The organism is Providencia sp. UF-183, assembly GCF_058246155.1.
The window spans coordinates 1-235 of record NZ_JBSICD010000128.1 but is presented as its reverse complement, the minus strand read 5'-3'; the positions used below and the strand labels follow the sequence as shown (position 1 = coordinate 235).

1 protein-coding gene is annotated in these 235 nt (G+C 63.0%); it reads right to left on the bottom strand.

Annotated elements, in window-relative coordinates:
• Window positions 1-235: hypothetical protein (locus AC4IFT_RS22640; RefSeq protein WP_490753001.1), on the bottom strand; the 235-nt coding region annotated here is incomplete at both ends.

Sequence of the window (235 nt, the reverse complement as noted above, 5' to 3'; positions counted from 1 at the left end):
AGCTTGAACTGCTCGACGTTGCCTTTGCCGTCCAGCGTCAGCACCGCCGGCGGCAGATCCTGACCTTTCAGATTGGCGCGCGTCGACAACGCATAGTCGGTCGCCTTGCCGTTAAAGCGCAGGCGGAAATCGTTAACCTGGTACTGCGCCTCGCCGCTCAGCGGCCATTTCAGCTGTTTGCTCTGCAGCGTCAGCGCCAGCGGCAGGCCGGCTTCGGCCAGCCGGGTTTGCACAT